The organism is Amycolatopsis sp. CA-161197, assembly GCF_050942255.1.
GTDB lineage: Bacteria > Actinomycetota > Actinomycetes > Mycobacteriales > Pseudonocardiaceae > Amycolatopsis.
Genome location: NZ_CP192059.1, coordinates 2,458,392 through 2,485,007, shown reverse-complemented (window position 1 = coordinate 2,485,007; position 26,616 = coordinate 2,458,392). Strand labels below are relative to the sequence as shown.

Below are 26,616 nucleotides of genomic sequence, written 5' to 3'. Positions count from 1 at the left end.
GGGAGTCAGACGGATGCGGGCCGGTAGACGCTGAGCTTGGCCAGGCCGCCGAGGCCGGGGTCGACGAGTCCGTGGTTGTAGAGGGCGCCGCCGTCGCCGGCCACGCCGATCACCGGGCCGGAGTCGGCGAATAGCAGGGGTTCGACCACCACGACGTCGCCCGCGTGCACGCCACCCGGCACATCGCCGAAGGTGCGGGCGGTGCCGGAGTAGACCTCGATCAGGCCGACCCGGGCCTGGTTGTCGGCGTCTCCGGCGAGCCAGTCGTTGAAGTCGGCGACGCCGTGGAAGCGGGCGTCGGTGATCGGGTGCTCGCCCAGCTTGCCGAGGTCCGCGTCGCCCAGGTAGCGCAGCACGTTGCCGACGGAGCTCGGCTCGCCGTGGGCGCCGGCGCTGTCGTTGATCGCGATGGTGGCCAGCTCGCCGGCGTGCGGGGTGCCCCAGATCGACGACGAGGGCGCGGTCGCGGTGGAGGTGCCGTAGCCGCTCGCCGCGGCCTGGTCGGCCGCCTGGTAGGCGTCGGCGCTGGTCTTGACCAGGCCGTTGATCTGCTGCAGCAGCTGCAGCAACGTGCGCACCGCCGTGACCTGGGTCGACTGCAGCGCCGAGTTGGCCGCCGCGACGGCGCTGCCGAAGGCGGCGAACGACGTCGGCTGGACCACGAGTTTCTCGAGGTCGGCGACCGCGTTGATGCCGTGGGCGACGATGCCGCCGACGTTGCCCACGATCGAGCGCATGGCCTCGGGTTCCGCCCGGTACTCGCCCGCGGTGACCATGGCTCTCCTTCCTGGGTGCGTCGTGCCGCCTCCCCCGCGAGGGTGGCCTCGGCAGAGCGTAAAAGCGTGCCCGGCTGCGAGCGGACGGCAAAAGTACCCACCAGGACGGCCGCGGTGGTGGCGAAAATACGGGGTATGAGCCCGTCGGTCGACCGCCTGGACCTGCTCGGCGAGCAGCCCGGGGAGATCATGCTGCAATCCCCGCCGATGCTGCCCAAGAGCGGCTCGGGCGGGCTGGTCCAGCTCATGATGTTCCTGCCGATGATGCTCGGCATGGGCGCGATGTCGTTCGTCTACATCGGACGCGACGGCGGCGTGATGACCTGGATCTTCGGCGCCCTGTTCGTGACCGCGATGGGCGGCATGGTCGTGATGTCGCTCGGGCGCGGCGGGATGGCCAAGAAGGCACAGATCAACGAGGAGCGCCGCGACTACCAGCGATACCTGGCCGGCCTGCGCACGAAGGTGCGCGCGGTCGCCGACGAGCAGCGCGCGGCGCTCATCGCGCAGCAGCCCGACCCGGCCGACCTGTGGGCGTACGTGGAGACCGGCCAGTACTGGGACCGTCGCCGCGGCGACCGGCACTTCGCGCTGGTCCGGGCGGCCACCGGCCCGCAACCGCTGGCGACGCCGCTGCGCGCGCCGCAGACCGTGCCGCTGGAGGACCTCGACCCCGTCTCGTCGACGAACCTCAAGTACTTCATCCGCACGTATTCCACTGTGGAGGGTTTGCCCGTTTCGCTTTCGCTGCGCTCGTACGCGGCGGCGACGCTTTCGGGCCGGCGCCCGGACGTGCTCGGGATGACGCGTTCGCTGCTGGCGCAGCTGGTGACGTTCCACTCCCCCACCGACCTGCGCGTCGCGTTCTGCGTGGCCCCGGACCGGCGGCACGACTGGGAGTGGGCGAAGTGGCTGCCGCACGCCACCGCGCCCGCCCTGACCGACGCGACGGGCCGGCGCCGGCTCGTGGCCTCGGGCCCGGTCGAGCTGGCGGAGCTGCTGGGCCCGGACCTGGGCGACCGTCCGGCGTTCACGCGCCGGCCGGGCACGCCGCAGGACCCACCGCACGTGGTGGTCGTGGTCGACGGCGGCGGCACGCAGGGCGAGCCGCGGCTGCTCGCCGAGGAGGGCCGGCTCGGGATCACCGTGCTGGAGGTCGGCGGCGAACAGCCGCGTGCGGCGTCGAACGAGCAGCTGCTGAGCCTGCACGTCGCGCCGGACCAGCTCGGCATGGTCGTGCTCGACGGCGGCACCGAGGCGCGGCTGGGCTTCCTCGGCACGCCCGACCAGCTCGACCGCGGCGCGGCGGAGGCGCTCGCGCGCACCCTGACGCCGCTGTACCAGGGCACGGCCGTGGTGAGCGAGAAGCCGATGTCGGCGACGTTCGGGCTGGCGGGGCTCCTCGGCATCGGCGACCCGCGCGACACCGACACGACCGTGACATGGGCACCGCGCGCGGCCCGCGACCGGCTGCGCATCCCGCTCGGCGTGAACCCCGAGGGCCGGTCGGTGGAACTGGACTTCAAGGAGTCGGCCGAGGGCGGCATGGGCCCGCACGGTCTCGTGATCGGCGCGACGGGTTCGGGCAAGAGCGAGCTGCTGCGCACGCTCGTGACCGCGCTGGCCGTGACGCACTCGTCGGAGAAGCTGAACCTGGCGCTGATCGACTTCAAGGGCGGCGCGACGTTCGCGGGCATGACCGGGCTGCCGCACGTGTGCGCGGTGATCACCAACCTGTCCGACGACCTCGCCCTCGTCGACCGCATGGCCGACGCGTTAAACGGAGAGCTCCTGCGCCGTCAGGAACTCCTGCACTCGGCCGGCAACTACGCCTCGGTGCGCGACTACGAGAAGGCGCGCGCCGACGGGGTGCCGCTGCAGCCGTTGCCGTCACTGCTGGTGATCATCGACGAGTTCTCCGAGCTGCTTTCGTCGCGGCCCGAGTTCATCGACCTGTTCGTGGCGATCGGGCGGCTGGGGCGTTCGCTGGGGATCCACCTGCTGCTGGCTTCGCAGCGGCTGGAGGAAGGCCGGCTGCGCGGGCTCGACTCCCACCTGTCGTACCGGATCGGGCTGCGGACGTTCTCCGCTTCTGAGAGCCGCGCGGTGCTCGGGGTGGCGGACGCGTACCACTTGCCGCCGGTGCCGGGTTCGGCGTATCTGAAGTCGGACAACGACACTTTGACGCGGTTCAAGGCCGCTTATGTGTCGGGTGAGCTGCCGCCGCGGAGCACGATCGTGCGTGAGGACGGCCGGCAGGTGGGGGTGCTGCCGTTCACCTTGGACGCGGTGGATGTGCCCTTGGCGGCGCCGGTTCCCGTGGCCGAGACGGCCGAGACGGGCACCGGGGAAACCATCATCGGCGCGATGCTTTCCCGGCTGGAAGGCCGTGGCCCGGAGGCCCACCAGATCTGGCTGCCGCCATTGTCCGAACCACCCACGTTGGACCAGCTCCTGCCGCCGCTGGGCGACGACCCGTCTCGCGGCCTGTGCCCCCTCGGCTGGGGCGGCAACGGCAAGCTCACCATCCCCGTCGCCCTGGTCGACAAACCCTTCGAACAACGCCGCGACATGCTCTGGGCCGACTTCTCCGGCGCGGCCGGCAATGCGTTGGTGGTGGGCGCACCGCAAAGCGGCAAGTCGACTTTGCTGAAGGACATCGCGGCGATGCTCGCGTTGACCCACACCCCTGCCGAGGTGCAGCTCTTCATCCTGGACATGGGCGGCGGCGCGCTGGCCCCGATCGCCGGCCTGCCGCACGTCTCGGGCTACGCCACCCGTCGTGATGCCCAGCGGTGCCGCCGGGTGGTGGCCGAGCTGACGACGTTGCTGGAGCAGCGCGAGGAGTTCTTCGCGGCTCAGGGTCTGGAGTCGATGGCCGCGTTCCGCGCGCGGCGCTCGGAGTTGGTCGAGAGCACCGACGGCCGCGAATTCGGCGACGTGTTCCTGTTCGTGGACAACTGGACCACCATCCGCCAGGAGTACGAGCAGCTGGAGGAACAGATCACCGGGCTCGCCGCGCGCGGTCTCGGTTTCGGCATCCACGTGATCGTGACGGTGAACCAATGGATCGGCGTCCGCGCCCAGCTTCGTGACGCCATCGGTACCCGTTTCGAGCTGCGCCTGGGTGATCCGGCTGATTCTTCGATCGACCGCAAGGTTGCCTTGAATGTGCCGGCCGACCGCCCCGGCCGTGGCCAGACTGCCGACAAGCTGCACTTCCTGGCCGCCCTGCCCCGCGTCGACGGCGACCAACGCCCGGAGACGATCGGTGCCGGTGGCCTGGACCTGGTCCGCCGGGTGACTGCGGCGTGGCCTGGTGCCCGGGCTCCTCAGGTGCGTTTGCTGCCTTCGGAGGTGCCGCTGGAGTCGCTGCCCTCGGCGGCTTCCGGGCGAGTCGTCCTGGGCATCGCGGAGTCGACCCTGCGCCCGGTCGAGCTGGACTTCGCCGCGGACCCCCACTTCCTGGCCTTCGGCGACGTGGAGTCGGGCAAGAGTTCCCTCTTGCGAGCTCTGGCTTCGGGCATCTCCACCGCCTTCTCCCCCGACCAGGCCCTGATCCTGGTGGGCGACTACCGGCGTGGCCTGATGGGCGCCGTTGATCAGCCGCACCTGCTCGGCTACGCCGGCGCGGAGAACACCTTGACGGACCTGGTGGGCCAATGCGCCACGGCCATGCGGAACCGGCTGCCGGGCCCGGACGTGACGCCAGAGCAGCTGCGCTCGCGGTCTTGGTGGCGGGGGCCGGATCTGTATGTGTTGATCGACGACTACGAACTCGTGGCCACGGCTGGGAAGAATCCGCTGTTGCCGCTGCTGGAGTTTTTGCCGCAGGCTCGGGATATCGGGCTGCACCTGATCATCGCCCGCGCTTCGGGTGGGGCTGGGCGGGGTCTTTACGAGCCGGTGTTGCAGCGGGTGCGGGAGCTGGGGTCGCCGGGGCTGATCATGTCGGGCACAAAGGAGGAGGGGCCGTTGTTGGGTGAGGTGAAGCCTTCACCCCAACCCCCGGGTCGGGGGACGCTGGTGTCGCGTCGGCATGGGACCGGGTTGGTGCAGGTCGCGTGGACGAAACCAGTGGAGTCCTAGGGTTGGAGCCGGCCCTGCCCGAGCCCGAGGCAGACTTCCGTCACATCACCGGACCGGCCAGCGCGTCGCGGAGATCGAGCAACTCGCGCTGGACCTCGTCGGCGGGCTCGAACGGCACTCCCGCTCGGTCGAGCATCACGAGGCAGACCCCGAGAAACCCCCGAGTGAGCTCACGGTACATGCGATTCGCGACCACCGAACTCGCCAACAGCCGCTGGACGAACAACGCCAACGCCGGCGGGTCGATACTCCAGAAGTCGTTCGCACACATCCCGGAGCCGGCCGCCTCGAGGTCGAGGTTCTCGTTCGCCGCGAGAGTCTCGGCCATATTCATGAAAAACTTGCCGATCTGCAGCGCGGGGCTCCAGACCTCCTCGTCACCGACGAAAAAGATGTAGCTCATTTGCGGGAACGCCAAGTGGATGGTGGCCTCCAGGGCCGCGGCCATTACGTCAGTCCGCCGACGGCTTCTGTTTCAGGAATTCGAGTACAGGAGGCGCATCAGCGCGGCGTCAGGAGGGCGTCGGCGGGTTCGGGATCTCGACTTCACGGAAGGGTGAGCCACCGGCGTAAGTCACGTCCCAGGTTTCGTCGAGTTCTTGTCGCACCCTTCGTGCGAGTTCCCAACCCCGCGCGTGGAAGTCGCGCTCAGCCGCCTCCGACGGGAACCCCGGAGAAGATGCCGGATCGTCGAGATCGTAGGTGGCGTCCAACTCGTCCTGCCATGCCAGCAGTCCTCTCACCACGTCGTCGCTCAGTCCCAACTCGGGTGACGCGGGATGGACGTTGTCCATTGCATCCGGACCTTCGAACCACAACGGCCAGCACGACACGTCCGCGTAAACCTTGATCGAGCGCCACCACGGCACGGTGTAGGGCGTCGGCTTCCGTGGCCAAGGCAGCCAGTCCAGCCAACGAAACGCACTCACCACAACCCCCGGACACCCACGCCTCCGACGAGATCAACGATACGGACCCGCACAACCGCAAATCCCGATCGCCGCCGGCACCCTACTTCCGTCGGTCCGAGACCCGACGGAAGTAGGTTATCAAGTTTCCACATGCCACCTACGTTGGTGAAAACATTTCACCGACCGGAGGGGCTCACACATGCGTTTCGCGAAGGCAGTGGCCGTGGTGGCGGGGGCGGCCGCGGTGTTCGGCGTGGTGTCGGCGGGGGCGGCGAGCGCCGGGCCGCGGATCATCGGTGGCGAGACGGTGGACTCGGCGCCGTGGGGTGCGCAGGTCTTCTGGGACGACGCAACGGACTTCGGCGGGTTCGAGTGCTCCGGCACGATCATCGCCGCGCAGTGGGTGCTCACCGCGCAGCACTGCCTGAACGCGCCGGGCATGCACGTGAAGGTGGGCAACGTGGCGCTCGGCCAGGGCACCGAGGCGGCCGTGGACCAGCAGAAGGCCTCGCCCAACGGGGACGTCGCGCTGCTGCACCTCTCGTCCGCGGTCGACGCGACGTTCATGAAGCTCGGCGACGCCGACCCGGAAACCGGTGCCACCAACCAGATCTACGGCTGGGGCCGCACCGAGGGCAACAACCCACCGTCGGACACGCTGAAGACCGCGGACGTCAAGGTCACCGGCCAGGGCACCGACGCGTTCAACGGCACGGCCATCACCAGCGAGGGCGTCACGGGCGCCTCGTGGCACGGCGACTCCGGCGGCCCGCAGCTCGCCGACGGCGTCCAGGTCGGTGTGTGCTCGACGGGCGAGAACTCGGGCAGCGACAAGAACGGCACGCAGAACTACGCCAGCGTCGCCGCGAGCCGCGACTGGATCAAGCAGACCGCGGGCGTCTGATTCCCGCGCAATAAACGAGCCGCCCGCCGCGTCGGGCGGCTCGTTATTGCGATGCGCCCGCCGGGCCGGTTCGGCACACTCGGTTCCGTGCTCACCGCCGAGATCGCCTTGGACGTGTTGTCCCGCCTGCGCGCCGCCGGCTGCCACGCCTGGATCGCCGGCGGCTGGGGCGTCGATGCCTTGCTGGGCCGCGAAACCCGCGCGCATTCGGACCTGGACCTGCTGCACCGCGCCGAGGAGGAGCCCACGGTTCTCGCGGCACTGCACGACTTCACCGAATCCGAGGACTTCCGCCCGGTCCGCTTCGTCCTCACCCGCCCCGACGGCGCTTCTCTCGACCTGCACCCGCTTCACTTCGAGCCCGACGGCTCCGCCACCCAGGCCGCCGACTCCTCCGGCGGCCTTTTCAGCTATCCGGCGGACTGCTTCGTCACCGGGGCAATCGGCGCCGTCACCGTGCCGTGTCTGTCGGTGGAGCAGCAACTCGTCTTCCACGAGGGCTACGAACCGAGGCCGCACGATCTCGCCGACGTCGCGGCCCTCCGAACAGTCTTCGGTCGGCCCTGAACGGTCGCTACCACTCCGACGACATGTTCGCCGACACGAGGACCTCGAGCACTGTGCCCTCGCGCGTCTCGCGCGTGATCCGCATCGTGCCCGCCGCCAGAAAGCCCTCGGCGTCGGCGCCGTGGATCTCCACGAGCTTCGCGGGCCTGCTCAATGCTTCCGGGTAAGGCCCGTGCCGATCAACCACCAGGAGCCGGACCGGACCGCGGTAGTGCGTCGACAACTCGACTCTTAGAACACTGGAGAACGCCAGTCGAACGACGTCCGGGTAGTCGTCCGACCACGGAGTCCGCAAGGACAGCTACAAGTGGCCGACCCCGTAGCGCCACAGTTGAAGACCTCGGTCACTGGACCACAACGTCTTCGGTTCGTCGCTCAAGCACACGATGGTAGCCGTCAATCCAGCAGCCCCAGCAACGCCGCCTTGTCCGGCTTCCCCGAAGCGGCCACCGGTACCTCGTCGATCACCTTCACCAGCGCCGCCTCCTCGCCGACGAAACCGGCGATCACGGCGCGCAAAGAAGCCACGTCCGGAACTCGACCCGGAGCCGGCACCACGAAAGCGTACGCCGCTTCGCCGGTGGCGGGGTTGGGGGCCGCGACGACGTAGGCCTGGTCCACGTCGGCGTGCGAGGCCAGAGCGCGCTCGATCGGGCCGGTGTAGTGGATGACCGCGTTGACGATCACGACGTCCCGGGTGCGGCCGGTCAGATGGAGGAAGCCGGAAGCATCGACGTGGCCGATGTCCTGCGTGCGGACCCAGCCGTCCTGCAACACCGAGGCCGTCTGCGATGGATTGCCCCAATATCCGGAGAACTGGCCGGCCGAGCGGACGTAGATCTCGCCCGAAGCGCCGGGCGCGACGGTGGTCCCCGAAGAGTCGCGGACGGAGATCTCCACGCCGGCGCAGGGGCGGCCGGCGGAGGCCAGCGCGTCCGGGAACGCGGCGACGTCCGCGGGGGTCAGCACGGTCAGCTTGCCCACCTCGGTCTGGCCGTACGCCTGCTGCATTCCTGGCCCCACGCGGGAAAACGCCTCCGCCATCAAGCCCGGTGCGACGGGCGAGCCGGCCACGACCAGCATCCGCACGGAGCTGAGATCCACCGGAGTGGTCCGCAGTACGTCGAGGATCTTGTACAGCCGCGGCACCGTCGTCAGGGCCGCCGTGATGTCCAGCCGCGGCAGGATCCACGGGAAATCCGGGAGCTGCGCGGGAATCACCACCGTTCCGCCCGCCAGCAGGCAGGACCGCAGGTGCGTGATCATCACCGCGCTCGTCAAGGTGCCGAACAGCAGGAACCGCCGGTAGCGCGCCGCCAGGTCCGCGGGGCTCTCCTCCGGGCGCTGCTCGATGCCCTGCGCCGTCAACGCCGCGAAGCTGTACGTCACGCCCTTCGGCAAGCCCGTGCTGCCGCTGGTGAACACGACCCAGCCGATGTCCGAAGGCCGCCCGGCGGGCACGGGTTCCTCGAAGACCGACAGCAGTTCCGGCCCGACCCGCAGGATCTTCGCCCCCGCGGCCGTCGCGCGCAGTTCCGGTGTCTCCGACGCCTCGTCGACGACGACCGCCGCCAGGTCGCCCACCACCGTCCGCAGGTGCGCGACCGGCAGGCCCGCGCGGATGCCGACGGTGCGGCACCCCAGCGTCTGCGCGGCGATCTGCGCGGCCCACCCCTCCGGCGTCACGGCGGTGGCGACCCCGACGCCGTCACCGCGCGAGACGCCCGCGCCCCCCAGGGCGGCGACGAAGCGGCCGATCAGGTCGCGCGCCTCACCCCGCGTGACCTTTCGCGGGCCGTGCTCGAACGCCACCGCGTCCGGCTCGGAGCTGAGCGCGTCGAGCACCGCCTGCGGGTAGACCATCGCACCATCCCTCGTCCGAGCCGGAAACGCAGGACCATCCCTACCCGGAAGATCTCAGAATTCCGTCAGAGCATGCACTCTCGGTGAACGCAGCGACAGCGCCACTCCCGCCGCCACCACCACGATCAGCCCCGCCGCCGCGGACAGCGTCCAGAAGTCCGGCCGGACGATCGACTGGCCGCGCAACGCCTGCCACGTCACCAGAGCCAGCACCCCCGCGTAGCCGACGACCGCGGTCCGCACCAGCCGCCGGCGCACGAGGTCCGACGACAGCACGGGATACCGCCGCGCGAGCGCCACGAGGGCCAGCGCGACGAGCGGCAACGCCTGAATCGCATGGATGCCCACGAAGTGCGGGATCCGCAGATCGCCACCCACCGTGCTCCAGCCGAGCAGCGGCAGCCCCGGCCCGCCGTCCGCGAGACCGACCGTGTGCCCGCCGAACGTCGACGGCCGCTCCCCGGCCGCGTACATCGCCTTCTGCTCCGGCGTCGCCGAGAACATCAGCAACGCCAAGCCCATCCCCACGGCCGCGAGCGCCGTCCCCCACCGCAGCGCCGACGCGAGCGCCCGGTCCGGCAGCTTCTGGAACAGCAGCAGCACGACCACAGCGGCCGTCGCGCCCCACGCCGTGAACGCGCCGGTGGCGACGATGTTGTTGATCGTCACGTCGGCCGGGGTCGCGCGGTTGAAGTGCAGCGTCCGGTCGCGGACCACGACCTGCCACACCAGCAGCGTCATGTCCATCCCGATGCCGACGGCGAACACCGTGCCGATCCACCACCCGGCCCGCCGGCCGCGCCGCAGCAGCGTGAGCAGCCACGCGAGCGTCAGCGCGTACATCCCCACCGACACCGAGAACTTGAACGGTTTGGCCCACAGCGGCGCGTTGACGAGCGTGCGATCATCGAACACCAGCCCCAGCGCCGACACCACGAGCAGCAGCGCCATCGCCCCCGCGAGCACCACGAGCGGCCGGTGCAGCCGAGCGAGTGAAATTCCCCCAGTCGTCATGCCTTCAGGGTCGCGAGACCAGCGGGAAAGGGCACTGGAGAGCGCCCCCGTCCCCGCGGTGGGGCGCGCCCCACCCCGTGTAGGTAATAGTGCCGTCAAAGCGACCGGCAGTTGTGCCGTTTGACCACACCGCCGGGTTTTCTAGCGTGACATTCACAACGCGCGGGCAGGGGCAAGCCTCTCGCGCACCGGGATCTTCCGCGAGAGGGAAGGAGGTGGCCCGTCATGTCCAGTCCGGGATTCCAGGCAGATTCCGCTGCGATGACGCGCGCCGTCCAGGGCTTCGAGGAAACCGCGTCGAACGCGAAGACGACCATGGCCAGCTTGGAGTCGGAGCTCACCGAGACTCTGCGCAACTACAAGGGCGACCAGGCCGTGGCGTTCTGGGACCTGCAGCGCCGGCTCCAGGAGAAGATGCAGGCCGCGGTGAAGGAGCTCGACACCATGTCGCAGCTCGTGCACACGAGCCACACGAACTACAACACCGGCGACTCGGACGTGCACCAGAGCTTCCAGAGCGTCGGCCACAACCTCGAGGGCGCTTCGGTGATCCCTCGCCTCAACCTTTGAGTCACGGAGAGGACCGGCAAGATGGCTGACGTCGTCGAAATCAACTTCGCCGCGCTGCAGTACAGCTCGGCGTCGCTGGCCGCCAAGGCCAAGGCACTGACCTCGCAGCTGGAGCAGCTGCACCAGAACCTCCAGCCGATCACGGCGACGTGGTACGCCTCCGGCAGCTCCGCCGGTGAGGCCGCCCGCCAGGCCGAGACGCGGCTGCGGCAGGCCACCGCCGACATCGTCGCGATCATCGCGCAGTTCGGCGGCAAGGTGGGCGACGCCCACGACCTGCAGTCGCAGCTGGAGAACCGCAACCAGGGTCTGTTCGCCTGATCCGCTCCCGACGTCGGTCGGCCGGTGCGAGAAACCCCCCGCTCGCACCGGCCGACCGGCTTTCCAGCGTCCGTTCTGCACGAGAGGGTCGGGACCGATGCACGACCAGTCGTACTACGTTCACCTCCAATCGCTGAAGGACTTCGTGCGGGAGCTGGAAACCCAGATCCACGCGATGTCCAAGCCCGACGACTTCCTCAGCACGCTCGGCGACCACCCGCTGCTGTTCGGGGAGTTCGGGGAAGCCGGCTCGCTCGTCGACGCCCACCGCGCGGCCGTCGCGGAGATGCGGGGACTGCTCGAACAGGTCCGCGGCGCGATCACGTTCGCTCAGGACGTGACCACCACCGTCGCCGACGGCTACGAGCAGGCCGACCAGTCGGTGGCCGGCGATCTCCACCAGTCGGGCAGCGAGACCGGGCTGCTCGATCCGCTGCTTTCGCTGCTGGGCCTCGGGTCCGGCGGCTCGAACCACTCCGGGGGGACGGACGTATGAGCGGCGCGCACACCAACTTCGCCGCGTACACGCACCAACAGCTGTACGCGATGCTGCAGGCCGGCGACCCCAGTAGCGCCCAGGCCGCGGCCGACCAGTGGAACTCCACCGCGATCGGGCTCCACGAGCAGGCCGAGAACCTGTCGAAGGAGCTCTCGGACTTCTCGGGCGAGTGGACCGGTGGCGCGGCGGACCAGTACTCGCACATGATCACCGACCTCGTCGGCGGCATCCGCAAGGTCGCGCAGACCGCGCAGGGCATGCAGCACATGCTGGAGGACGCGGCCGACGCGCTCGTGAAGGCCAAGGCCGAGATGCCGCCGCCGGTTTCGGTGCCGGACGTCTCGCCCGGTGAGGTTGCGCTGGCCGTGAACCCGCCGTTGCTGCCGCCCGACTCGTCGCCGGCCACCCTCGCCGCCGCGGCTCAGCAGCGGCAGCAGGCGATCGCGAACGTCGAGGCGCAGCAGCAGGCCGCGAACGCCGCGGGTTCCGCCCATGCCAAGGCGATCGTGGTCATGACCAACCTGGCCACGAACTACACCACCGCCGAGGACTCGATCCCCGTCTCGCCCAACGCGGTCGACGCGCCGGCCGCTCCCCCGGCCGGTGGCGGTGCGTCCGGTGGCGGCGCGACCGGCAACGGCCTGGCCGACCCGGGGGTCGTCGTCGGCACGCCGGCCGACTCGCACCCGCTGCCGGCCGACGGCTCCGTGGCGGGAACGCCGGGGGTTCCGGGCTCCGACCCGGCCACCGCGGGCAGTCCGCTGTTCGGCGACATGTTCACCGCGGGTCTCGCGGCGGCGTCGGCGGCGGCGTTCGGACGGTTCGGTTCGATCATGCCGAAGGTGCCGGCGTGGGCGTCCGGAAAGGACTCCGACGACAAGAAGGACGAGCCGGCGGGCACGAAGCTCGGCGGCGGCGCGGGCACCGAAGGCGGCGCCGGCGGTGGCATCCCGATCGGCGGCGGTGGCGCGCCGTCGCTCGACGGCGGCGGAATCCCCGGCGGCGGAGGGCTTTCCGGCGGCAGCGACGCCCCGGCGGCCCACTCCGGCCTTGCGGGCGACGGCGGCGCGTCGAACGTCCTCAGTGGACTCGCGGGCGGTGCGGCCGGTGCCGCGGGCGCGGCGGCGAAGAGCGCGATGCCGATGATGCCCATGATGCCGATGGGCATGGGCGCGGGCAGCGACCTCGGTTCGGGCCGCCGGATCCCGGCGTGGCTCGTGGAGACGGAGAACGTGTGGGGCCAGCAGGCGCCCGTGGCTCCGTCGGTGATCGGCGAAGAGCCGGAAACCTACTGATCGGGAGGACGGCTCGGTGACTGCTGCAGTGAACTCCGGGGGTTACCGGGTCGCTCCCGCCAAGCTCGACGCGGCCGCGGCGGACCTGGGCGGGCGCGCGGGCGCGCTCGAGACGGCGCAGAAGGCCGTGGCGGGGATTTCCGTGCCCACCACGGCGTTCGGCCAGGTTTCCGCTTCGGCGGACTGCGCCGCGACGTTGAAGAAGACGTTGTCCGAGCTCGGCGAGAAGATCGACGAGCAGGTGCAGCGCGCCAAGGTGCTGCAGAACGGGCTCACCGCGGCGGCCGCGGGGTACCGGCGGGCCGACGAGCAGGTGGCGGCTTCGTACCGGTCGTTGCTGCCCGAGGACCCGCTGCCGGCGGTGAGCGGTCCCGTCGGGGCGGCGGCGAGCGGGGCGTGGGCTCAGGACATCGCGGCGAACCGCACCAAGGTTTCGGCCGCGCTGACTTCGGAGCAGACGCATCTTGCGCAGCTTCAGTCTGCCGGTGGCAGCGCCGACGACATCGCGCGTTCGCAGCGCAGGATCGCGCTGTACCAGGACATTCTGGCGAACAACCGGCAGATCCTGCGGTTCGACCCCGAGGCCGACGGACGGATCGCCGAGCTCGTGGGCTCGATCCAGCCGGGGACGCGCAACGTCGGGCTGTTCGTGCCGGGTGTGAACACGCGGCTGGACAACTTCCAGGGTTACGCCGACCTCGGCCGCAGCCTGGTAGCCGCCGACCCGACGGGCCGTACGGCGATGGTCGTGTGGGCCGATGGCGATTTCCCGCAGAACCCCCTGGTCGAAGGCCCGGACGCGAGCTACGCGCAGACGATGGCTCCGGACCTCAAGACGTTCGGCGACGAGCTGCGCGGCCAGGTCGACATCCAGACCGGCGGCGCCGCGACTATCACCGCCATCGGCCACAGCTACGGCGGCGCGACCGTCGGACTGGCCGACTCCCAGGGGCTGGCCGTCGACCGTGTGCTGCACGTGGAGTCGGCCGGCATGGGCCACGGCGTCTGGAGCCCGGCCGACCTGCCCGCGAGCCAGGCGGGCGTGCAGCGCTTCTCGATGACGGCGCCGCTCGACCCCATCGTCGTCGCCCAGGGCAACGCCTGGGGCGCCGAGTGGACCGGCATCGGCCACGGCGCCGACCCCGACACGTTCCCGGGCGTCACGGACCTCGCGACGGGCCACGACGCGGCCGGCAACGAGCTCTGGGGCCTGTCTTCCCACAGCGACGTGCTCAAGCCCGGCTCCGACTCGTGGACCAACATCTACGGCGTCCTCACCGGCGGCGCGCTCACGACCGTGCCGGGGGTGCAGCGATGACCCTCCCGCTGCTGGCCGACGAGCTCACGGCCGTCATCGACGGCGTCGCCGCCACCTTCGGCCCCGGCGCCGTCCCCACGGTCGACGGCGAGCTCGACTGCGACCCCGCCCACCCGGGCACCCTGGTGTGCTGGCAGTACGGCGTCCGCCTCGACCACCGCGGCGACGCGGAACACCAGCTGGCGGAATCGGTGCTGCCCTCGCTGGAAGCCGTGGGCTGGTCCGCGCACGACCGCAGCACCCCGCGCGAACTCATCGCCCGCTTCCACCGCGACGGCGCCGACTTCACCGTCCACGTCGCCCGCTCCGGCGGCGGCGTCGCGATCATCGGCTCGACGCGGTGTGTGGTGCCCGCCTGAGGTCACGAGCTGCCGTCGCCTCGACATCGAGGGCAGGCAAGCGGCCGAACCCGTTGGTGCGACGGCGAATCCGCGCCACGACCGCCGACCGCAACGACCTGCGAGGCAGCGACACCGGCGCGGGACACGGGGTAGCGCGCCTGGCTCGCCGCAGCCACCCACGGCGCGGTTCAGAACGTGCTGTGCCCGGACGAACCCATTGGTGCAACGGCAAATACACGCCGCGACCGGCCTACCGCGTCGACCTGCGAGGCAGCGAAATCGGCGCGGAACGCGCGGTAGCACGCCTGACTCGCCGCCGCAGCCACCGCGGTTCAGCACGTGTCGAACCCGTTGGTGCGACGGCGAATCCGCGCCACGACCGCCGACTGCCCGCCCGTTCCGCGCCGTCTTCGCGGCGACCCGGACGGCGGTCGCGGTGCCGGGGTGAGGTGTCAGCGAAGCCAGCGCAGGGCGGCTTCGGCCGTGTCCTCCGGAGTGCGGTTGAAGGCGATGGCCGCGGTGGGCGCGAGGCGGTGGACGAGGTTCACGACCTGCTCGAAGAGTTCCAGCAACGGCTCGTGGCCGCGGATGCCGCCGCCGATGACGATGCAGCCGTAGTCGGTTTGGGTCAGGGCGGATTCGATGGTGGCCCGCGGGTTGTCGTCCGGAGCGATCAAGCAGAGGTCGGACGCCAGGCCGTGGGTGGCGAAGGTGGCTTGGCCGCGCGCGATGGCGGCCTGGACCGGGGCGGGGTCCCAGCCGTCGAGGCGGGTGGGGTCGAGGCCGATCACCAGGACGCGGCGCACGGGGATCACGCCCCGAACCGGGAGGCGCGCCACGAGCGGCGGCGGCCGCGGCGGACGGTGGCGACGGCGATGCCCGCGGCGGCGGCCAGCGCGACGCCGCCGAGGGCGATGGCGGCGGCGGGGACGTCCACGGCCGAGGTGTGCGGGGCCGGAGCAGGGGCGACGGCAGGCAGGGCAACCGGAGCGACCGACGCGCCCGGGCCCGCGACGGAAGCGGGCAGCGTCGACGAAACGGCGGCATAAGCGTCCACCACGCCCCAGCCGCGGCGGGGGTCGTGGCCGCCCGACGGGGGGCGCGAAGCCGTGAGGGTCAGGCGGGTCACGACCTGATCGCCCGTGAAGTCCGGGTGGGCGGCGCGCACCAGTGCGGCGACGCCGGCGACGTAGGCGGCGGCCAGGCCCGGGTCCGTCACCGGCCAGCGGTGCGCGACGGCGCCGCCCGCGCCGGCCGAGGTGCTGACCAGGTCGGCGCCCGGGGCGGCGACGCCGAGGTAGTCGCCGGCTTCGGTCTGGACCGGGGCGCCCGCCTGGTTCGTGGAGCCGACGGCCAGCACGCCCGACGACGCGGTGGGATAGGTGTGCGCGCCCTGCTGGGTGGCGGCCGCGGCGGAGACCACGACGGCGCCGCGGGCATGGGCGCGCGCGACCGCCGCGTCCAGAGCCGGGCTGTCGAACGCCGCCGGCACGGCGATGAGCAGGACCCCCGCGCCCCGGTCGAGGGCCGTGTCCATGGCGCCCGCCAAGGCGCCGGGGTCGCCGCCGTCGTGGGAAGAAGCGTCGACGTACTGCAGCGGCAGGAGCTTCGCGCCCGGTGCGACGCCGACGAACGTCGTCTCCCCCGAAGGCTGCGCGGCGACGATGCCCGCGGCGATGGTGCCGCGGCCGTCGCAGTCGGACGGGGCCGTGCCGGGGCCGGTGAGGACCTGGCCGGGCGCGAACTGGCCGTTCTGGGCGTCGATCCCCGTGCCGATCACGGCCACGACCTGGCCGTCGCCGCGGGTGAGCGGCCACAGGCGCTGCGGGTCGACGAGCCGCTGGCCCCACGACACGGCGCCGGTGTAGGTGCCGGACGGGTTCGCGCACGCCCCCACCGCGTTCGCGGACCCGGCGACACCGACGGACGACAGGGAAGAGGCGGCCACCAGACCGGCCACGGCGAAGACGGCTGGCCACCTCACCGCGGCACCCTCCCGGAGAATCTCGCTGTCCGACAACGGGATTCTAGTCGAGCGGGCGCCGCGGCGACAGGTTCAGCGCAGGTCCATCCCGAGGTCCAGCGCGGGCGAGGAGTGCGTGAGCGCCCCCACCGCGAAGTAGTCCACACCGGACTCGGCGTAGGCCCTAGCACGGTCGAGGGTGAGGCCACCAGAGGATTCCAGCCGCGTTTTCGGCGAAACGGCGTTGCGCCGCTCCACGGCCTTCGCGCAGTCCTGCGGCGTGAAGTTGTCCAGCAGCACCTCGTCGGCACCCGCGGCGAGCGCCTCCTCCAGCTGCGCCAGGTTGTCGACCTCCACCTCGCACGCCAGCTCCGGGGCGTGCTCGCGCGCCGCCGCCAGCGCGGCCGTGACCGAACCCGCGGCGACGACGTGGTTGTCCTTGATCAGCACGGCGTCGCCGAGGCCCATGCGGTGGTTCACGCCGCCACCGCAGCGCACCGCGTACTTCTCCAGCAGCCGCAGGCCCGGCGTCGTCTTGCGGGTGTCGCGGATCGCGGTGCCCGAACCCTCCACTTCGGACACCCAGCGGGCGGTCGCCGTCGCGATGCCCGAGAGGCGGCAGACGAGGTTCAGCGCCGTCCGCTCGGCCGTCAGCAGGCCGCGCACGGTGCCCCGCACCGCGAGCGCGGGCTCGCCCGCCGCCACCCGCGACCCGTCGGGCCGGCTGGACACCACCTCGTAGTCCGGACCCAGCACCGTGTCGAACACCGCCAGCACCACGGGCAGCCCGGCCACGACACCGGGCGAACGCGGCGTCAGCTCGGCCACCGCGCGCGCGTCGGCCGGGACGGTCGACGCCGTGGTGGCGTCCGGCCCGTAACGCAGGTCCTCTTCGAGCGCCGTGGTCACGACGCGGCGGACGTCGGCCACCTCGAGCCCCGCGTCCACGAGGGCGCGCGAGACGGCGTCGGAAAACGGGAACAACTCGGTCATGCCACACCTTCCAGGGCGATCGGGTCGGCCAGCACGGGCTGGCCGGAGGGGCTGAGCCGGATGAGCTGGCTGCGCTGCCAGACGTCGGAGCGCTCAGGAAAATCGGACCGCACGTGACAGCCACGCGATTCGGTGCGTCGCGCCGCTGCCGCGAGCAACGCCTGCGCCACCACGGTGAGCGCCGCGTCCTCCACGGCCGCGTGCGTCCACAACGGACTGTCCTGCGTGGACAGGTCCACCACGGAACCCGCCGCCGCCAGGCCGTCGGCATCGCGGCCGATCGCGGCGTAACGGCTCATCACGCGCTGCAACGCGTCGCGCTCGGCCGCCGGCGCCGACGTCCGCGAGGGCAGGCGCCCCCGCGACGGGTCCGGCAGCCGCCCGGCCGCGAGGTCGGCGGCCACGGCCTGCGCCACGCGGTGCCCCACCACGAGGCCTTCGAGCAGGCTGTTGGACGCCAGCCGATTGGCCCCGTGCAGCCCGGTCCGGGCCACCTCACCCGCGGCGTACAGGCCGGCGACACCGGAACGTCCGTCCACAGTGGTCACCACGCCGCCGCACGCGAAGTGCGCCGCGGGCGTCACCGGGATCGCGTCCACGGCCGGGTCGAGACCCAGCACCGCGCACGCCGCGTGCACGGTCGGGAACCGCTTCGCGAAGCCGGAAATGTCGGTGGCGTCGAGGAAAACGTGGTCGTCGACGCCGCCCGGCGCCAGCCCCATCCGCCGGGTGATCGCGGCCGCCACGACGTCACGCGGGGCCAGGTCGCCCAGCGGGTGCACGCCGGCCATCACCGGCTGGCCGGCGCCGTCGACAAGTGTGGCGCCTTCACCGCGCACGGCTTCCGTGACGAGCGGGCACCGGCCGCGCGCCCCGGGCGTGTAGAGCACCGTCGGGTGGAACTGCACGAACTCGACGTCGGCCACGGTCGCCCCCGCCCGCAGGGCGAGTGCCAGACCGTCGCCGGTCGCGATCTCCGGGTTGGACGTCGCCTGGTAGAGCTGGCCGAACCCGCCACTGGCCAGCAGCACGGCCGAAGCCCGCACCACGCCGGGCACGCCGTCGCGGTCCAGCACGGTCACGCCCGCCACCTCGCCGAGCGGGGTGAGCAACGCGTCGACCGCGATGTGGTGCTGCAGCACCGGCACGCGCCGGTCGCCCGCCTGCGCCACCAGAGTGCGCTCCACCTCGGCGCCCGTGGCGTCGCCGCCCGCGTGGATCACGCGGAACGCGCTGTGCCCACCCTCCCGGGTGCGCGCCAGACCCTCGGTACCGGCGTCGAACTCCGCGCCACTGGCCCGCAGCCACGCCACCGCCGCCGGGCCGCCGTCGAGGATCGAGCGCGCCGCATCTTCGTCGCACAGGCCGGCGCCCGCGGTGAAGGTGTCTTCGGCGTGCTTCGCGACCGAGTCGCCGCGGTCGTGCTCACCTTCCAGCACCACCGCGACGCCGCCCTGGGCCCAGCGCGTGTTGCCGTCGGACACCGCGGCCTTGGTCACCACGAGCACGTGGAGCCCGAGCTCCTGCGCCCGCAGCGCGGCCGTCAGCCCGGCCACCCCGCTGCCCACGACGACGAGGTCCGCGCGGGCCTCCCACAGCGGGGTTTTCGCCTGTGAAGCGTTAACCGGGGTGGTCATTCGCCGCCGCCGGGCTGCCCGATTTCGATCATCCGCTGCACCGAGGCCCGCGCCCGGGCGGCGGTCTCGAGGTCCACGTGGACCTCGTCCGCGCCTTCACGCAGGCTCCGCAGCAGCGCGGCGGGCGTGATCATCTTCATGTACCGGCAGGACGCGCGGTCGTTCACCGCGCGGAAGTCGATCTCCGGCGCGGCCTTGCGCAGCTGGTGGATCATGCCGATCTCGGTCGCCACCAGCACCGAGCGCGCCTTGGTGTCCCGAGCCGCGTGCACCATGTCGCCGGTGGACAGGATCTTCACCCGCTCCGGCGCCACCACGCCCTCGCCCGCGAGGTAGAGCGCCGACGTCGCGCAGCCGCATTCGGGGTGGATGAACAGGTCGGCGTCGGGGTTCTCCTCGGCCCGCGCGGCCAGTTCGGCCCCGTTGATCCCGGCGTGGACGTGGCACTCGCCGGCCCAGATGTGCATGTTCTGCCGGCCCGTCACGCGCTTCACGTGCGCGCCGAGGAACTGGTCCGGCAGGAAGAGAACTTCCTGGTCAGCGGGGATCGAAGCCACCACGTCGACCGCGTTCGACGACGTGCAGCAGATGTCCGTCTCGGCCTTCACCTCGGCCGTGGTGTTCACGTACGACACCACCACCGCGCCCGGGTGCTCGGCCTTCCAGGCCCGCAGTTCGGCGCCGGAGATGGAGTCGGCGAGCGAGCAGCCGGCCCGCGCGTCGGGGATGAGCACCGTCTTCTGCGGCGCCAGGATCTTTGCGGTCTCGGCCATGAAGTGCACGCCGCAGAAGACGATCGTGGACGCGTCGCTGCTCGCCGCGATGCGGCTCAGCGCCAGCGAGTCACCGGTGAAGTCGGCGATGTCCTGGATCTCGGGGACCTGGTAGTTGTGCGCCAGCAGGACGGCGTCGCGCTTGCGGGCGAGCTCGCGCACCTCCTCCGCCCAGTCCGCGTTCGCCTCCACCCCGCCGTACGGGGTCAGGTCCTGCTCATCAACCGTGGTGGTCATGTCTGGCCCTCCTGGACCGTCGACGGGTTTTCGCCTTATAATCGAAAACCGTGCGGAGTCATCTTAACACCCAGACCCCCCTGGCCCACGAGGTTCTGTGCGCCGTCCTGCAAGTGCGCTCGGACACACTGCGCGTGCTCCTGTGGCAGCGCGCGCTCGACCCGCACCTGGGCCGCTGGTCGCTGCCCGGCGGCCGGCTGCGCCCCGACGAGGACGTCGAAACGTCCATCCGCCGCCAGCTCGCGGAGAAGGTCGACGTGCGCCAGCTCAAGCACGTGGAGCAGCTTTCGGTCTTCAGCGCACCCGACCGCGTGCCCGGACCGCGCGTGGTCGCCACGGCGTTCCTGGGCCTCGTGCCGTCGGACGTCGACCCGGAGGTCCCCGAGGACACGCAGTGGCACGACGTCACCGCGCTGCCGCGCACCGCGTTCGACCACGAGGCGATCGTGCTGCGCGCCCGCGACCGGCTGCGCTCGAAGCTCAGCTACACCAACCTCGGCTTCGCCCTGGCGCCCGAGCAGTTCACGATCTCCGCGCTGCGCGGGCTCTACTCCGCCGCGCTGGGCTACCGGGTGTCGGCGACCAACCTGCAGCGCGTGCTGTCGCGCCGGGGACTCCTCGTGCCCACCGGGGACACCGCGTCACCCGGCCGGGCCGGCGGGCGCCCGGCGGCGCTGTTCTCCTTCGCGGGCAAAGGGATGCAGATCACGGACCCGTTCGCAGTCCTCAAGCCGCCGCCGAAAAGGTGACGGACTGCGAGCGTGCCCCGGTACCCGTACGGTGGACGCGTGACCGAGCCGGAGCAGGAGCAGAACCCCAGCGGGACGGCGACACTGCCGTTGTTCCCGCTGCAGACCGTACTGCTGCCCGGTACGCACCTGCCGTTGCACATCTTCGAACCGCGCTACCGGCAGCTGACCGCGGACCTCGTGGGCGGCACCGTGCCGGGGCGCGAGTTCGGCGTGATCGCGTTGCGCGCCCCGCTCGTGCGTGAGGTACGTGGTCTGGACCATGTATACGACGTGGGCTGCAGCACCGTGCTGCGCGAAGCGAAGCGGCTGCCGGACGGACGCTACGACGTGGTCACCAAGGCCGCCCGCCGCTTCCGCCTGCGCGAGCTCGACTGCACGTCGGCGCCCTACCTGATGGGCGTGGTCGACTGGCTGCCCGACGACGCCGTGCCCGCCAGCGCGGCCGAACCCGCGCAGCGCCTCGGCGAGGTCGCGCGCGCGGCCCACCGCCGGTACTGCGAGGCCGCCTGGCACGACGACGACTGGACCACACCGGACGACGACGCCGACGTCAACGAGCTCGCCTACCAGCTCGCCGCCGACTGCCTGCTGCCGCTGGAAGACCGCCAGCTGCTGCTGGAGGAGACGCACCCGTTGCGGCGCCTGCGCATCGTCTGCCGGCTGCTCACGCGCGAAGCGTGGTTCCTGGACACGCTCAGCGCCGTGCCGCTGCCGCCGACCGAGTTCGCCGACTTCTCGAAGCCGGCGAACCTCAACTAGCCACTCAGCCGAGCCGACGGCCCAGGTCCTCGCGGCCGTTCCACGCCGCGAGCAGCCCGTAGACGAGCGAGGTCACCAACGGGGCCGCCAGCCAGATCCACCCGGACTCCAGCTGCGGCGCCGCCGAGATCACCGCGCCCAGCGCGGGCGCCGTGTCGATGGCGTACTTCGAGTTCACGAACGCCACCCCGACCTGCGTGCCGAGCCAGCCGGCCAGCGCGGCCCCGCCCGCGGCCGCCACGAAGACGACCGGACCCCGGCGTTCGCGCATCAGCCACACGATCACGCCGATCAGCAGTCCCGTGGCCAGCGCCAGGAAGCCGTAGATGGCCAGGTCGTCGAAGCGGTGCCAGCTCTCCAGCTCCAGCGGCACGCGCTGCCCGTCGGCGGTGACCACACGCTCGCGCTGCGGCGGCGCCATCAGCGACCACAGCCAGCCGAGCGGGATGCCGAGCAGGCCCGCCGTCGACAGCACGCTCACGGCCGGCAGCAGGTCGGCCTTCACCACGACCTTCGGCCGCGCGCGGTGCGGGGGGAAGAGGTTCGGCACCGACCAGGCGTCGGCCACGGCGGACGACCGGTGTGCTGCCTTGCCCGCGGAATCGACCACCCGGGACTCCCTCCCTGCGTTTGTGCGGACCGAGCGTAACCGGTCAGCACCCGCGGTCAACCACTGGCGGTCTCGCCGTGCCTGCTGCAGCGCGCCGTCCACCCGACGGGCGTCACCTGAACCACCATCCGGCGGGCGCAGAACACGCAGAACCGCGGCGGTTCCAGCGCCGTGCGCGGGTTGTGGCAGGCGTCGTGATCGGCGCCGCCGGGCGACGCCTGTCCACAGTGGACGCAGAAGGCGGGTGCGTCAGCGGCTGGTTCAGAGGCTGTCACTGAGGGCCTTGACCGGCATCTTCAGCTCGTCGAGCATCTTGAGATCCGCGCTCGCGGGCCGGCCGAGGTTCGTCAGGTAGTTGCCGACGATGATCGCGTTGATCCCGCCCAGCATGCCCTGCTCCGCGCCCAGGTCGCCCAGGGTCAGCTCGCGGCCGCCGGCGAAGCGCAGCATCGTGCGCGGCATGGCGAGCCGGAACGCCGCGACCGTGCGCAGCGCGTCCTTGCCCTCGACGATCTCGAAGTTCTCGTACGGCGTGCCCGGCTGCGGGATGAGGAAGTTCATCGGCACCTCGTGCGGGCTCAGCTCGGCGAGCTGCACGGCGAACTCCGCGCGCTGCTCGACCGTCTCCCCCATGCCGATGATGCCGCCGCAGCAGACCTCCATGCCGGCCTCGGCGACCATGCGCAGGGTGTCCCAGCGCTCTTCCCACGAGTGCGTGGTCACGACGTCGGGGAAGTGCGAGCGCGCCGTCTCGAGGTTGTGGTTGTAGCGGTGCACACCCATCTCGACGAGCTCGTCCACCTGCTCCTGGGTGAGCATGCCGAGCGAGCACGCGATCTGGATGTCGTTGCCGTCGGCGCGGATCGCCTGCACGCCCTCGCGGACCTGCGAGAGCAGCCGCTTGTCCGGACCCCGCACGGCGGCGACGATGCAGAACTCGGTCGCGCCTGTCTCAGCGGTCTGGCGCGCGGCCTTGACCAGGCCCGGGATGTCGAGCCACGCCGAGCGCACTGGCGACGGGAACCGCCCCGACTGCGAGCAGAAGTGGCAGTCCTCGGGGCAGCCGCCGGTCTTGAGGCTGACGATGCCCTCGACCTCGACTTCCGGGCCGCACCAGCGCATGCGCACCTCGTGCGCGAGCTGCAGCGCCTCGCCGAGCCGTTCGTCGGGCAGCCGGAGCACGGCCAGCACCTGGTCCTCGGACAGCCCCACCCCGCGCTCGAGCACCTGCTCGCGCGCGACGGCCAGCACGTCCGCGGTCTCCGGCTTTCCCGCCACTGCGGTCACGACGTCTCCTGTCTGTCGGGGTACTGCACGGGCGCGCTCCCCGTCATGGTGCCTGAGAGCCCGCCGCACGGGTTGCGACGCCCGTCACTTATTCACGGAAGCGGCCCGCGTGAAAGCCTCGGGATCGAACTCCCCGCCGAACCACGGCGAGAGCCCGGCGCGCGCCCGTTCCACGAACGTATCGTGATCCGTCGCCGCCAGCCCCCCGGGCAGCACCCCGAGCAGGGGTGCCCCGGCCGCGTTGGGCAGGTCGCGCAGGTTCTCCACGGACGCGAGATCCGGCTCGGCCGGCCACGCGCCGACCACGACACCCGCGACGTTGAGCCCGCGCCGCGTGGCGACCTCCGCGGTCAGCGCGGTCGCGTTCAGCGTGCCGAGGCCCGGCTGGGCCACGATCACGATCGGCGCGCCCAGCGCCCACGCGACGTCGGCCAGCCCGCTGCCGTCGGCGTCGAAGCGCACCAGCAGCCCGCCGGCGCCTTCCACGAGCGTGAGATCGTGCTCGGCGTCGAGCGCGGTGGCGGCGGCCGCGATCTCGCCCGGCCCCAGCGTCGGCAGGCCGCTGCGCCGCGCCGCCGCCTCCGGGGAGAGCGGATCGGGGTAGCGCCGCAGCTCACTCGTGGTCACGCCCTTGCCGGCCAGGCGCACGACCTCGTCGAGGTCACCCGCCTCGCCCGGCGCAACCCCGGTCTGGGCCGGCTTGAGCACCGCGACGCGCTGCCCCTGCGCGAGCGCCAGCGCCGCGATCGCCGCCGTGGTGATCGTCTTGCCGACCTCGGTCCCGGTCCCCGTCATCACCAGCATGGTCACGGGCCATCAACTTAGTCACCCGCACCCGGTGCGCACCACGTCCGGGTGGGATCACCCACGATGTGGGGTGACGGGTGTCCCCGCCGCCACGAACGCGCCCGCCACCGGGTCGGACAGGTAGACCTGGGCCGCGCCGACGTCGAAGTACAGGCCGGTGAGCAGCAGCTCGCCGCGAGCTTCGGCCTCGGCGACCAGCGGGTACGCGCGCAGGTGGTCGAGCTGCTGCAGCACGTTGTGCAACGCCAGCCGGTCGGGCTCGCGGGCGGGAAGCTCGCCCCCGAGCGTGACCGGGCCGTCGCGGCGCAGGCTGGGCTCGGCGTGACGCAGCCAGCCTTCCAGCGCGGTGCCCGCCGGCGGCCCGTCGGCGAGCGCGCCCATCGCGCCGCACGAGGAGTGGCCGCACACCACGATCTCGCGCACGTGCAGCACCCCCACCGCGTACTCGACGGCGGCGTTCATCGACGGGTCGGCCTGCGCGGGCGGCACGAGGTTGCCGATGTTGCGGACGGTGAACAGGTCGCCCGGGCCGGACGTGGTGATCAGGTTGGGCACGATGCGCGAGTCGCCACAGGTGATGAACAGCGTGTGCGGGCGCTGGCCGTCGGCGAGGCCCGAGAGCGTCTCCTTCAGCAGCGGCGCGGCCCGGCGCTGGAACTCCGTGGCGCCGCGGTGGGTCCGCTGGCCTGGCAGGCGGACGTCGGCGGCCTGCCAGTCGGACCACGGGGCGAGCCAGCGCGGCACGGCGCGCGCGGCCGCCGTGCGCCGCAGCGTCGGGGTGCCCTCCTTGCCCTTGCCGAACCACGGGTGGCCGACTTCGTCGACGACCACGGTGCCACCGGCCCGTTCGTGGGCCTGCTGCCAGCTCGACAGGCTTTCGAAGGCGGCGTGGTCGAGGTAGTCGGCGACCAGTTCGAGCGTCACGACCGTGCCGGGCGGGACGGCGCCGAGCACCTTCGACAGGCGCGGCACGGACAGGAACGTGAGCACGCCTTCCACGACCACGCGCCACTCGTCGCCGTCGCGCTCGGCGTGGACGCCGGACCACACCGTGCGGCGCAGCATGAGGGCCACGGCCAGCACGATCCCCGCGAGCACGCCGGTCAGCAGGTCGAACACCACCACGCCGGCGAGCGTCACGAGGTAGAGCGCGAGGTCGCCGTGGCGCAGGACCTGCCTGAGATGGCCGGGGTTCACGAGCTTCACGCCGACGTGCACGAGCAGGCCGGCGAGCGCGGCGAGCGGGATGTTCTCGATCAGCCCGGCGAGCGCGACCACGAAGACCAGCACCCACACGCCGTGCAGCACGGCGGACACGGGGGTCTTGGCGCCCGCGGCGACGTTGGTGGAGCTGCGCACGATCACGCCCGTCACGGGCAGGCCGCCGAGCGCGCCGGACACCAGGTTGGCCGCGCCCTGGCCCACGAGCTCGCGGTCGAGGTTCGCGCGCGGGCCGGTGTGCAGCTTGTCCACGGCGACGGCCGAGAGCAGGCTCTCGACGCTCGCGATCAACGCGATGGTCACCGCCGCGAGCACGACGTCGGTCCAGCCGTCGCCGGGCAGCTGCGGCGCGAAGCGGATCTGCAGCAGGTCGCCGGGCAGCTCCACGCGCGGCAGCGTCATGCCGGCGACGAGCGAGATCACCGTGGCCACGGCGATCGCCGCGAGTGGCCCCGGCACCTTGCGCACCGCGGCGGGCAAGCGCGGCCAGACCACGAGGATCACAATGGTGAGCAGCCCGATCACGGCCGCCGCGTCGTGGTGGGCCACGACCTGCGCGGGCAGCTCGGCGATGTTCTCCAGCGCGGAGCTCTGCGCCTTCCCGCCGAGCAGCACGTGGAGCTGGCCCAGCACGATCGTCACGCCGATGCCGGCGAGCATCCCGTGCACGATGGCCGGCGAGATCGCCAGCGCCGCCCGCGCGATGCGGCTCAGGCCCAGCAGGACCTGCAACGCACCGGCGAGCACGGTGATCAGGCACGTGACGGCCCACCCGAAGGTGGCGATCGTCTCGGCCATGATCACCGTCAGCCCGGCCGCGGGCCCGCTGACCTGCAGCGGCGAGCCGCCCAGCGCTCCGGCGACCACACCCCCGACCACAGCGGCGATCAGCCCGGCGACGATCGGCGCCCCGGACGCGAGCGCGATGCCCAGCGACAACGGCACGGCGACGAGGAAGACCACGAGCGAGGCGGGCACGTCGTGGCGAAGCACGGCAAGTCGGCTCATGATCACCAGGTAACCCGAATGTGGGTGAAATGTCCGCTATGTCCCACCTGATGGCATGAATTTTTATCGGACACCCCACTTTCGGGTTGCGCGAGCGCTCG

Annotated in this window: 27 protein-coding genes; 11 read left to right on the top strand and 16 right to left on the bottom strand. The window is 71.9% G+C overall.

Annotated features, from left to right (window positions below):
* Window positions 1–5: 5 nt before the first annotated feature.
* Window positions 6–776, bottom strand: a complete 771-nt coding sequence (locus tag ACQPXB_RS11945) for a WXG100 family type VII secretion target (RefSeq protein ID WP_432851487.1) — start codon at window positions 774–776, stop codon at window positions 6–8.
* Window positions 777–911: 135 nt separating this feature from the next.
* Between ACQPXB_RS11945 and eccCa the strand changes: the two genes are divergently transcribed.
* Window positions 912–4,865 carry a type VII secretion protein EccCa gene (gene eccCa / locus ACQPXB_RS11940; protein ID WP_432851485.1) on the top strand — a complete coding sequence of 1,318 codons (3,954 nt, stop codon included), beginning with the start codon at window positions 912–914 and terminating at the stop codon, window positions 4,863–4,865.
* Between the two features lie 40 nt (window positions 4,866–4,905).
* On the opposite strand, the gene ACQPXB_RS11935 is transcribed toward eccCa, so the two are convergent.
* Window positions 4,906–5,313 (bottom strand): DUF6086 family protein, encoded by a 408-nt coding sequence (locus ACQPXB_RS11935; RefSeq protein WP_432851483.1) that lies wholly within the window; start codon window positions 5,311–5,313, stop codon window positions 4,906–4,908.
* Between the two features lie 64 nt (window positions 5,314–5,377).
* On the bottom strand, window positions 5,378–5,794 hold the full coding sequence (locus tag ACQPXB_RS11930) for a hypothetical protein (protein ID WP_432851481.1): 417 nt from the start codon (window positions 5,792–5,794) through the stop codon (window positions 5,378–5,380).
* A gap of 181 nt (window positions 5,795–5,975) precedes the next feature.
* Between ACQPXB_RS11930 and ACQPXB_RS11925 the strand changes: the two genes are divergently transcribed.
* Together ACQPXB_RS11925 and ACQPXB_RS11920 are read left to right on the top strand one after the other, a co-directional pair.
* Window positions 5,976–6,680, top strand: a complete 705-nt coding sequence (locus ACQPXB_RS11925) for a S1 family peptidase (RefSeq protein WP_432851479.1) — start codon at window positions 5,976–5,978, stop codon at window positions 6,678–6,680.
* Between the two features lie 87 nt (window positions 6,681–6,767).
* Entirely contained in the window at window positions 6,768–7,247 is a 480-nt protein-coding gene (locus tag ACQPXB_RS11920; protein ID WP_432851477.1) for a nucleotidyltransferase domain-containing protein, read from the top strand.
* Between the two features lie 7 nt (window positions 7,248–7,254).
* Here the strand turns inward: ACQPXB_RS11920 and ACQPXB_RS11915 are convergent, their stop codons facing one another.
* The 3 genes from ACQPXB_RS11915 to ACQPXB_RS11905 all read right to left on the bottom strand — a co-directional run bounded on the left by ACQPXB_RS11915 (window position 7,255) and on the right by ACQPXB_RS11905 (window position 10,124).
* The gene (locus ACQPXB_RS11915; protein WP_432851475.1) at window positions 7,255–7,401 is read right to left on the bottom strand and encodes a hypothetical protein; all 147 of its coding nucleotides are present in this window, start codon (window positions 7,399–7,401) and stop codon (window positions 7,255–7,257) included.
* A 242-nt stretch (window positions 7,402–7,643) separates the two neighbouring features.
* On the bottom strand, window positions 7,644–9,110 hold the full coding sequence (locus ACQPXB_RS11910; RefSeq protein WP_432851473.1) for a class I adenylate-forming enzyme family protein: 1,467 nt from the start codon (window positions 9,108–9,110) through the stop codon (window positions 7,644–7,646).
* 54 nt (window positions 9,111–9,164) lie between these two features.
* The gene (locus ACQPXB_RS11905; RefSeq protein ID WP_432851471.1) at window positions 9,165–10,124 is read right to left on the bottom strand and encodes a hypothetical protein; all 960 of its coding nucleotides are present in this window, start codon (window positions 10,122–10,124) and stop codon (window positions 9,165–9,167) included.
* 225 nt (window positions 10,125–10,349) lie between these two features.
* Between ACQPXB_RS11905 and ACQPXB_RS11900 the strand changes: the two genes are divergently transcribed.
* From ACQPXB_RS11900 to ACQPXB_RS11875, 6 genes are all read left to right on the top strand, one after another.
* Entirely contained in the window at window positions 10,350–10,694 is a 345-nt protein-coding gene (locus tag ACQPXB_RS11900) for a WXG100 family type VII secretion target (protein ID WP_326569543.1), read from the top strand.
* Window positions 10,695–10,715: 21 nt separating this feature from the next.
* Complete coding sequence (locus tag ACQPXB_RS11895) at window positions 10,716–11,015, top strand: hypothetical protein (protein ID WP_285969303.1); 300 nt, start codon at window positions 10,716–10,718, stop codon at window positions 11,013–11,015.
* Between the two features lie 97 nt (window positions 11,016–11,112).
* On the top strand, window positions 11,113–11,511 hold the full coding sequence (locus ACQPXB_RS11890; RefSeq protein WP_366585848.1) for a hypothetical protein: 399 nt from the start codon (window positions 11,113–11,115) through the stop codon (window positions 11,509–11,511).
* Window positions 11,508–12,809, top strand: coding sequence for a WXG100 family type VII secretion target (locus ACQPXB_RS11885; RefSeq protein WP_432851468.1), 1,302 nt, complete (start codon window positions 11,508–11,510; stop codon window positions 12,807–12,809). The genes ACQPXB_RS11890 and ACQPXB_RS11885 overlap by 4 nt, the downstream gene beginning before the upstream one ends.
* Window positions 12,810–12,825: 16 nt before the next feature.
* Window positions 12,826–14,127: an alpha/beta hydrolase gene (locus ACQPXB_RS11880; protein ID WP_432851466.1), complete on the top strand. Its 1,302-nt coding sequence runs from the start codon at window positions 12,826–12,828 to the stop codon at window positions 14,125–14,127.
* Entirely contained in the window at window positions 14,124–14,486 is a 363-nt protein-coding gene (locus ACQPXB_RS11875; RefSeq protein ID WP_432851465.1) for a hypothetical protein, read from the top strand. The genes ACQPXB_RS11880 and ACQPXB_RS11875 overlap by 4 nt, the downstream gene beginning before the upstream one ends.
* Window positions 14,487–14,920: 434 nt before the next feature.
* Here ACQPXB_RS11875 and ACQPXB_RS11870 read toward each other — a convergent pair whose 3' ends face one another.
* The 5 genes from ACQPXB_RS11870 to nadA form a co-directional block, all read right to left on the bottom strand.
* On the bottom strand, window positions 14,921–15,283 hold the full coding sequence (locus tag ACQPXB_RS11870) for a hypothetical protein (protein ID WP_432851463.1): 363 nt from the start codon (window positions 15,281–15,283) through the stop codon (window positions 14,921–14,923).
* Window positions 15,280–16,452: a S8 family serine peptidase gene (locus ACQPXB_RS11865; RefSeq protein ID WP_432851461.1), complete on the bottom strand. Its 1,173-nt coding sequence runs from the start codon at window positions 16,450–16,452 to the stop codon at window positions 15,280–15,282. Before ACQPXB_RS11865 ends, ACQPXB_RS11870 begins: the two co-directional genes overlap by 4 nt.
* 72 nt (window positions 16,453–16,524) lie before the next feature.
* Window positions 16,525–17,424: a carboxylating nicotinate-nucleotide diphosphorylase gene (gene nadC / locus ACQPXB_RS11860; RefSeq protein ID WP_432851459.1), complete on the bottom strand. Its 900-nt coding sequence runs from the start codon at window positions 17,422–17,424 to the stop codon at window positions 16,525–16,527.
* Entirely contained in the window at window positions 17,421–19,061 is a 1,641-nt protein-coding gene (locus ACQPXB_RS11855) for an L-aspartate oxidase (protein ID WP_432851457.1), read from the bottom strand. The genes nadC and ACQPXB_RS11855 overlap by 4 nt, the downstream gene beginning before the upstream one ends.
* Window positions 19,058–20,071: a quinolinate synthase NadA gene (gene nadA, locus ACQPXB_RS11850; RefSeq protein ID WP_386956592.1), complete on the bottom strand. Its 1,014-nt coding sequence runs from the start codon at window positions 20,069–20,071 to the stop codon at window positions 19,058–19,060. Before nadA ends, ACQPXB_RS11855 begins: the two co-directional genes overlap by 4 nt.
* A gap of 113 nt (window positions 20,072–20,184) precedes the next feature.
* Between nadA and ACQPXB_RS11845 the strand changes: the two genes are divergently transcribed.
* The gene (locus ACQPXB_RS11845; protein ID WP_285974736.1) at window positions 20,185–20,820 is read left to right on the top strand and encodes an NUDIX hydrolase; all 636 of its coding nucleotides are present in this window, start codon (window positions 20,185–20,187) and stop codon (window positions 20,818–20,820) included.
* 39 nt (window positions 20,821–20,859) lie between these two features.
* Window positions 20,860–21,582: an LON peptidase substrate-binding domain-containing protein gene (locus ACQPXB_RS11840; RefSeq protein WP_366585830.1), complete on the top strand. Its 723-nt coding sequence runs from the start codon at window positions 20,860–20,862 to the stop codon at window positions 21,580–21,582.
* A 4-nt stretch (window positions 21,583–21,586) separates the two neighbouring features.
* On the opposite strand, the gene ACQPXB_RS11835 is transcribed toward ACQPXB_RS11840, so the two are convergent.
* From ACQPXB_RS11835 to ACQPXB_RS11815, 5 genes are all read right to left on the bottom strand, one after another.
* Window positions 21,587–22,192: a DUF2567 domain-containing protein gene (locus ACQPXB_RS11835; protein ID WP_432851454.1), complete on the bottom strand. Its 606-nt coding sequence runs from the start codon at window positions 22,190–22,192 to the stop codon at window positions 21,587–21,589.
* Between the two features lie 56 nt (window positions 22,193–22,248).
* Window positions 22,249–22,467 (bottom strand): hypothetical protein, encoded by a 219-nt coding sequence (locus tag ACQPXB_RS11830; RefSeq protein ID WP_366585826.1) that lies wholly within the window; start codon window positions 22,465–22,467, stop codon window positions 22,249–22,251.
* Window positions 22,454–23,470 (bottom strand): biotin synthase BioB, encoded by a 1,017-nt coding sequence (gene bioB, locus ACQPXB_RS11825; protein WP_386956621.1) that lies wholly within the window; start codon window positions 23,468–23,470, stop codon window positions 22,454–22,456. Before bioB ends, ACQPXB_RS11830 begins: the two co-directional genes overlap by 14 nt.
* Window positions 23,471–23,563: 93 nt before the next feature.
* Window positions 23,564–24,283, bottom strand: coding sequence for a dethiobiotin synthase (bioD, locus tag ACQPXB_RS11820; RefSeq protein WP_432856572.1), 720 nt, complete (start codon window positions 24,281–24,283; stop codon window positions 23,564–23,566).
* A 57-nt stretch (window positions 24,284–24,340) separates the two neighbouring features.
* Window positions 24,341–26,515: a bifunctional SulP family inorganic anion transporter/carbonic anhydrase gene (locus tag ACQPXB_RS11815; RefSeq protein WP_432851452.1), complete on the bottom strand. Its 2,175-nt coding sequence runs from the start codon at window positions 26,513–26,515 to the stop codon at window positions 24,341–24,343.
* Window positions 26,516–26,616 lie beyond the last annotated feature (101 nt).

Excerpts from the sequence above, each read along its gene's own strand:
- ACQPXB_RS11945 (WP_432851487.1), bottom strand. The coding sequence starts at position 776 with ATGGTCACCGCGGGCGAGTACCGGGCGGAACCCGAGGCCATGCGCTCG.
- eccCa (WP_432851485.1), top strand. The coding sequence starts at position 912 with ATGAGCCCGTCGGTCGACCGCCTGGACCTGCTCGGCGAGCAGCCCGGG.
- ACQPXB_RS11935 (WP_432851483.1), bottom strand. The coding sequence starts at position 5,313 with ATGGCCGCGGCCCTGGAGGCCACCATCCACTTGGCGTTCCCGCAAATG.
- ACQPXB_RS11925 (WP_432851479.1), top strand. The coding sequence starts at position 5,976 with ATGCGTTTCGCGAAGGCAGTGGCCGTGGTGGCGGGGGCGGCCGCGGTG.
- ACQPXB_RS11910 (WP_432851473.1), bottom strand. The coding sequence starts at position 9,110 with ATGGTCTACCCGCAGGCGGTGCTCGACGCGCTCAGCTCCGAGCCGGAC.
- ACQPXB_RS11905 (WP_432851471.1), bottom strand. The coding sequence starts at position 10,124 with ATGACGACTGGGGGAATTTCACTCGCTCGGCTGCACCGGCCGCTCGTG.
- ACQPXB_RS11900 (WP_326569543.1), top strand. The coding sequence starts at position 10,350 with ATGTCCAGTCCGGGATTCCAGGCAGATTCCGCTGCGATGACGCGCGCC.
- ACQPXB_RS11895 (WP_285969303.1), top strand. The coding sequence starts at position 10,716 with ATGGCTGACGTCGTCGAAATCAACTTCGCCGCGCTGCAGTACAGCTCG.
- ACQPXB_RS11890 (WP_366585848.1), top strand. The coding sequence starts at position 11,113 with ATGCACGACCAGTCGTACTACGTTCACCTCCAATCGCTGAAGGACTTC.
- ACQPXB_RS11885 (WP_432851468.1), top strand. The coding sequence starts at position 11,508 with ATGAGCGGCGCGCACACCAACTTCGCCGCGTACACGCACCAACAGCTG.
- ACQPXB_RS11875 (WP_432851465.1), top strand. The coding sequence starts at position 14,124 with ATGACCCTCCCGCTGCTGGCCGACGAGCTCACGGCCGTCATCGACGGC.
- nadC (WP_432851459.1), bottom strand. The coding sequence starts at position 17,424 with ATGACCGAGTTGTTCCCGTTTTCCGACGCCGTCTCGCGCGCCCTCGTG.
- ACQPXB_RS11855 (WP_432851457.1), bottom strand. The coding sequence starts at position 19,061 with ATGACCACCCCGGTTAACGCTTCACAGGCGAAAACCCCGCTGTGGGAG.
- nadA (WP_386956592.1), bottom strand. The coding sequence starts at position 20,071 with ATGACCACCACGGTTGATGAGCAGGACCTGACCCCGTACGGCGGGGTG.
- bioD (WP_432856572.1), bottom strand. The coding sequence starts at position 24,283 with ATGCTGGTGATGACGGGGACCGGGACCGAGGTCGGCAAGACGATCACC.
- ACQPXB_RS11815 (WP_432851452.1), bottom strand. The coding sequence starts at position 26,515 with ATGAGCCGACTTGCCGTGCTTCGCCACGACGTGCCCGCCTCGCTCGTG.